This is a genomic window from Streptomyces phytophilus (assembly GCF_013870535.1).
Classification (GTDB): domain Bacteria; phylum Actinomycetota; class Actinomycetes; order Streptomycetales; family Streptomycetaceae; genus Streptomyces; species Streptomyces phytophilus.
In genome coordinates, this window is the sequence record NZ_JACBXC010000313.1 from 1 (window position 1) to 5,602 (window position 5,602).

The following is a 5,602-nucleotide window of genomic DNA, read 5'->3' on the forward strand; positions in this document are numbered from 1 at the left end:
CCGCCGATCTGCACGCCCGTGAGGCCGTCGCCGAGGAACGCGGCGCCGATGAGCGCGACGAGGGCCACGCCGGCGGCGGCCCAGATGCCGTAGGCGATGCCGATGGACATGCCGCGTTTGAGCACCAGGCTGAGCAGGGTGAAGGCCGTGATGTAGCCGATGACCACGACGATCGAGGGAAGGATCTTCGAGAAGCCCTCGGAGAGCCGCAGTGAGACGGTCGCCGTCACCTCGCTGAGAATGGCACCGATCAGCAGCACGTAGGTCATCGTTCGCCCTTCTGCGGCGGGGGAAACTACCTGGACGCCTGTCCAGGTAGTCGAGTGTACGGGAAGGGGCGGCGGAGTCGTTCCCCGCCGCCCCTTGCCGACATCAGGGCTGCGCCCGCACGCCCCCGCGCCGGACCGGACCGGCGATCAGCGTTCGCGTTCGGCCAGTTTCAGCAGGTGGTCGGCCAGGGACTGGCCGCCTGCCGGGTCGCGGCTGATGACCATCAGGGTGTCGTCCCCCGCGATCGTGCCGAGGATCGCCGCCAGTTCCGCCGCGTCGATCGCCGAGGCGAGGAACTGCGCGGCGCCGGGCGGCGTGCGCAGGACGACGATGTTCGCGGACGCCTCCGCGGAGATGAGCAGTTCGCCGGCCAGGCGCGCCATGCGCTCCTCCTTCGCCGACTCGCCCAGCGGCACCTGCGGGGTGCGGAAGCCGCCCTCGGAGGGGACGGCGTAGATGAGTTCGCCGCCGGTGTTGCGGATCTTCACCGCGCCGAGTTCGTCGAGGTCGCGGGAGAGCGTCGCCTGCGTCACCGTCAGGCCGTCGTCGGCGAGGAGCTTGGCCAGCTGGCTCTGCGAGCGGACCGGCTGCCGGTTCAGGATGTCGACGATCCTGCGGTGGCGTGCCGTGCGCGTGTGCGGCACGGCGGGACCGTTGTACTCCTCGGACATCGTCACCTTCCGGCTCGTCGGGGCTAGGGCCTGTCGTTCGGATCTTCGCCGGGCTCGCTGGGGGCACCGCCCACGAGCGAAGCGCTGTGGGGGAGCCTGGCACCGCTCCCTGTCCGACAAGATCCAAACGACAGACCCTAGGCGGCGGGACCCGCCGCGTCGAGCACGGCGGGCAGCGCGGCGAGCAGGGCGTCCGCCTCCGCCTCGCCGAGGATCAGCGGCGGGGCGAGCCGGACCACGTCCGGCGCCACCGCGTTGACCAGGAATCCCGCTGCCTGGGCCGCCTGTTGCACCTGGGGTGCGACGGCCTCGGTGAGCACCATACCGAGCAGCAGCCCCGCGCCTCGCACCTGGTCGACAAGCGGGTGCCCGAGTCGGCCGATTCCGTCCCGCAGCCGCTCCCCCACGCGCTTGACCTGCGCCAGCAGCCCTTCGGCCTCGATCACGTCCAGCACCGCGAGCGCCGCGGCGCAGGCGACCGGGTTGCCGCCGAAGGTGGAGCCGTGCCTTCCGGGGGTGAAGAGGTCCGCGGCGGACCCGAAGGCCAGCGTGGCGCCGATCGGCAGGCCGCCGCCGAGGCCCTTGGCGAGGGTGACGACGTCCGCCTCCACACCCTGCGCCTGCGCGGCGAACCAGTGGCCCGTACGCCCGATGCCCGTCTGCACCTCGTCCAGGACCAGCAGCGCCCCGGCGGCCCGGGTGATCTCGCGGGCGGCGGCCAGATAGCCGTCGGGCGGTACGACGACGCCGTTCTCGCCCTGCACCGGCTCGACGATCACCAGCGCCGTGTCCGCGGTGACCGCGGCGCGCAGCGCGTCCGCGTCCCCGTACGGTACGTGCGTGACCTCGCCCGGCAGCGGGCCGAAGCCCTCCTGCTTGCCGGGCTGCCCGGTCAGCGCCAGGGCGCCCATGGTGCGGCCGTGGAAGCCGCCCTCGGTGCCCACCATGTGCGTACGGCCCGTCAGCCTGCCGAGCTTGAACGCGGCCTCCACCGCCTCCGCGCCGGAGTTGGCGAAGAAGACCCGGCCCGGCCGGCCGGCGAGTTCGAGGAGCCGCTCGGCGAGCGCCACCGGGGGCTCGGCGACGTACAGGTTGGAGACGTGGGCGAGGGTGGCGATCTGCGCCGAGACGGCCTCGACGACCGCCGGGTGGGCGGTGCCGAGCGAGGTGACGGCGATGCCGCCGACGAAGTCGAGGTACTCGTTGCCGTCGGCGTCCCACAGCTTCGCGCCCGCGCCGCGGACCAGGGGCAGGCGGGGGGTGCCGTAGTTGTCCATCAGCGCGCCCTGCCAGCGCTCCGTCAGCTCCGCGTTGCCGCTCGTGCCGCCGCTCATGTCGCAGACCTTTCCGCGTCCGGCACGACCATCGTGCCGATGCCCTCGTCCGTGAAGATCTCCAGCAGGATGGAGTGCGGCACCCGGCCGTCGATGACCCGCGCGGTGTGCACGCCGTGGCGCACCGCGTACAGGCAGCCCTCCATCTTCGGGACCATGCCGCTGGCCAGGTCGGGCAGCAGCCGCTCCAGCTCACCCGCGGTGAGCCGGCTGATGACCTCGTCGCTGTCCGGCCAGTTCTCGTACAGCCCCTCGACGTCGGTGAGGACCATCAGGGTCTCCGCGCCGAGCGCGGCGGCCAGCGCGGCGGCGGCGGTGTCGGCGTTGACGTTGAAGACCTCGCCGGCCGCGTCGGCCTCGTCGGCGGAGCGGGCGACGGAGGAGACGACCGGGATGCGGCCGTCCGCCAGCAGCGCCTCTATCGCGCCGGTGTCGATGTCGGTGACCTCGCCGACGCGGCCGATGTCGACCGGCTCGCCGTCGACGAGCGGGCGGTGCCGGGTGGCGGTGATGGTGTGCGCGTCCTCGCCGGTCAGGCCGACGGCGAAGGGCCCGTGCTCGTTGAGCAGCCCGACCAGCTCGCGCTGCACCTGCCCGGCGAGCACCATCCGTACGACGTCCATCGCCTCCGGCGTCGTCACCCGCAGCCCGGCGCGGAACTCGCTGGCCAGGCCGTGCCGGTCGAGCTGGGCGCTGATCTGCGGGCCGCCGCCGTGGACGACGACGGGCCTGAGCCCGGCGTGCCGCAGGAAGACGACGTCCTGGGCGAAGGCGCGCTTCAGGTCGTCGTCGACCATGGCGTTGCCGCCGAACTTGACCACGACGACCTTGCCGTGGTGCCGGGTGAGCCAGGGCAGCGCCTCGATGAGGGTGCGCGCCTTGGGCAGGGCGGTGTGCTTGCGGGTCGGGGTGGCCGGTGCCGCGGCGGGCGCGGAGGTCGTCGTCATGAGCTGTACGCGCTGTTCTCGTGGACGTAGTCGGCGGTCAGGTCGTTGGTCCAGATGACCGCCTCGGCGTCGCCGGCGGCGAGGTCCGCCACGATGTGGACCTCGCGGTAGCGCATGTCGACCAGCTCGCGGTCCTCGCCGAACGAGCCGTTCTTGCAGACCCACACGCCGTTGATCGCGACGTTCAGCCGGTCCGGCTCGAAGGCGGCGGAGGTGGTGCCGATCGCGGCCAGCACGCGGCCCCAGTTGGGGTCCTCGCCGTGGATGGCGCACTTGAGCAGGTTGTTGCGGGCGATGGAGCGGCCGACCTCCACGGCGTCGTCCTCGCCGGCGGCGCCGACGACCTCGACCTTGATCTCCTTGCTGGCGCCCTCGGCGTCGGCGATGAGCTGCCGCCCGAGGCTGTCGCAGACGGCCCGTACCGCCTCGGCGAACTCCGCCTGCCCCGGCCGGAACCCGCTCGCGCCGGAGGCGAGCAGCAGCACGGTGTCGTTGGTGGACATGGCGCCGTCGGAGTCGACGCGGTCGAAGGTGGTGCGGGTCGCGGCGCGCAGCGCCGCGTCCAGCTCGTCGGCGGGTACGTCGGCGTCGGTGGTGAGGACGACGAGCATGGTCGCCAGCCCGGGCGCGAGCATGCCGGCGCCCTTGGCCATGCCGCCGACGGTCCAGGTCGCACCGCCGTCCGCCTCGGCGGTGACGACGGCGGTCTTGTGCACGGTGTCCGTGGTCTTGATGGCGATGGCGGCCTTCTCGCCGCCGTGCGCGGACAGGCCGGCCGCGGCCAGCTCGACGCCGGGCAGCAGCTTGTCCATCGGCAGCAGGGTGCCGATCAGGCCGGTGGACGCCACCGCGACCTCCGCGGCGCTGTGGCCGAGGACCTCGGCGACGCGCTCGGCGGTGGCGTGGGTGTCCTGGAAGCCGCGGGGGCCCGTGCAGGCGTTGGCGCCGCCGGAGTTGAGGATCACCGCGGACACCGCGCCGCCCTTGACCACCTGCTCGGACCAGACGACCGGGGCGGCCTTGACGCGGTTGGCGGTGAAGACGCCGGCGGCGGCGCGTCGCGGCCCCTCGTTGACCACGAGGGCCAGGTCCGGGTTGCCGCTCTCCTTGATCCCGGCGGCGATGCCCGCCGCCGTGAACCCTTTGGCTGCCGTGACGCTCAAGGTGCCACTCCTGTCATAGAGAGCCCCAGCTCCTCTGGGAGTCCGAGGGCGATGTTCATGCTCTGCACCGCACCGCCGGCGGTGCCCTTGGTGAGGTTGTCGATGGCGCTGACCGCGACGATGCGCTGCGCGCGCTCGTCGTACGCGACCTGCAGCAGCGCGGTGTTGGAGCCGGTGACCGCGCCGGTGGCCGGCCACTGGCCGGGCGGCAGCAGCCGCACGAACGGCTCGCCCTGGTACGCCTTCTCGTACGCGGCGCGCACCGCCTCCGCGGTCGTGCCGGGCCGGGCCCGGGCGGTGCTGGTGGCGAGGATGCCGCGGGGCATCGGGGCGAGGGTCGGGGTGAAGGAGACCGTGACCCGCTCGCCCGCGACGGCGCTGAGGTTCTGGCCGATCTCCGGCGTGTGCCGGTGCCCGCCGCCGACGCCGTACGGGCTCATGGAGCCCAGCACCTCGCTGGCCAGCAGGTGCGGCTTGAGCGCCTTGCCGGCGCCGGAGGTGCCGGAGGCGGCGACGACGACGGCCTCCGGCTCGGCGAGCCCGGCGGCGTACGCCGGGAAGAGGCCGAGGGAGACGGCGGTCGGATAGCACCCGGGCACCGCGATGCGCCGGACCCCGAGGAGCGCGTCGCGGTGACCGGGCAGCTCGGGCAGCCCGTAGGGCCAGGTGCCGGCGTGGGGCGTGCCGTAGAACCGCTCCCAGTCGGCGGCGTCGGCGAGGCGGTGGTCGGCGCCGCAGTCGACGACGAGCACGTCGTCACCGAGGCCGGCGGCGACGGCGGCGGACTGCCCGTGCGGCAGCGCGAGGAACACGACGTCGTGCCCGGCGAGCACGGCGGGCGAGGTCTCGGCCAGCTCGCGGCCGGCGAGCGGCGCGAGGTGCGGCTGTATGTCGCCGAGGGGGCGGCCGGCGTTGGCGTGCGCGGTGAGGGCCCCGATCCCGACCCCGGGATGCGCCAGCAGCACCCGCAGCAGCTCCCCGCCCACGTACCCGCTCGCCCCGGCCACTGCCACCCGCACGGTCATCCGCTCCTCCTCGCTCACGGCATGACTATACGGAGTGCGGCAGAGCTATGCAAAGACGATTTCGGGCCGCCCGGAGGGGCTGAGACGATCGGCGGGATCGAACCTACGGACCCAGAGGATGAAAAACATGATCGTTGCGGTACTGCTCGGCGTCCTGGCCCTGGTGGTCTTCGGCTGCGTGTGCGTGGTGTG

General features: G+C 73.4%; 6 protein-coding genes. All 6 read right to left on the minus strand.

Annotation, left to right across the window (positions count from 1 at the left end):
* On the minus strand, window positions 1-269 hold a 269-nt coding region (locus tag H5J30_RS15770), incomplete at its 3' end, for a DMT family transporter (RefSeq protein ID WP_181788067.1).
* A gap of 147 nt (window positions 270-416) precedes the next feature.
* Complete coding sequence (locus H5J30_RS15775) at window positions 417-941, minus strand: arginine repressor (RefSeq protein ID WP_181788071.1); 525 nt, start codon at window positions 939-941, stop codon at window positions 417-419.
* A gap of 137 nt (window positions 942-1,078) precedes the next feature.
* A complete protein-coding gene (locus H5J30_RS15780; RefSeq protein WP_181788068.1) occupies window positions 1,079-2,275 on the minus strand; it encodes an acetylornithine transaminase in 1,197 nt (398 codons plus the stop codon).
* Complete coding sequence (gene argB, locus H5J30_RS15785; protein WP_181788069.1) at window positions 2,272-3,222, minus strand: acetylglutamate kinase; 951 nt, start codon at window positions 3,220-3,222, stop codon at window positions 2,272-2,274. Before argB ends, H5J30_RS15780 begins: the two co-directional genes overlap by 4 nt.
* A complete protein-coding gene (gene argJ / locus H5J30_RS15790) occupies window positions 3,219-4,385 on the minus strand; it encodes a bifunctional glutamate N-acetyltransferase/amino-acid acetyltransferase ArgJ (RefSeq protein ID WP_181788070.1) in 1,167 nt (388 codons plus the stop codon). The genes argB and argJ overlap by 4 nt, the downstream gene beginning before the upstream one ends.
* The gene (argC, locus tag H5J30_RS15795) at window positions 4,382-5,410 is read right to left on the minus strand and encodes an N-acetyl-gamma-glutamyl-phosphate reductase (RefSeq protein ID WP_181788072.1); all 1,029 of its coding nucleotides are present in this window, start codon (window positions 5,408-5,410) and stop codon (window positions 4,382-4,384) included. The genes argJ and argC overlap by 4 nt, the downstream gene beginning before the upstream one ends.
* Window positions 5,411-5,602: the final 192 nt, after the last annotated feature.

Coding starts and splice junctions, on each gene's coding strand:
- H5J30_RS15775 (WP_181788071.1), bottom strand. CDS start 941: ATGTCCGAGGAGTACAACGGTCCCGCCGTGCCGCACACGCGCACGGCA.
- argC (WP_181788072.1), bottom strand. CDS start 5,410: ATGACCGTGCGGGTGGCAGTGGCCGGGGCGAGCGGGTACGTGGGCGGG.
- H5J30_RS15780 (WP_181788068.1), bottom strand. CDS start 2,275: ATGAGCGGCGGCACGAGCGGCAACGCGGAGCTGACGGAGCGCTGGCAG.
- argB (WP_181788069.1), bottom strand. CDS start 3,222: ATGACGACGACCTCCGCGCCCGCCGCGGCACCGGCCACCCCGACCCGC.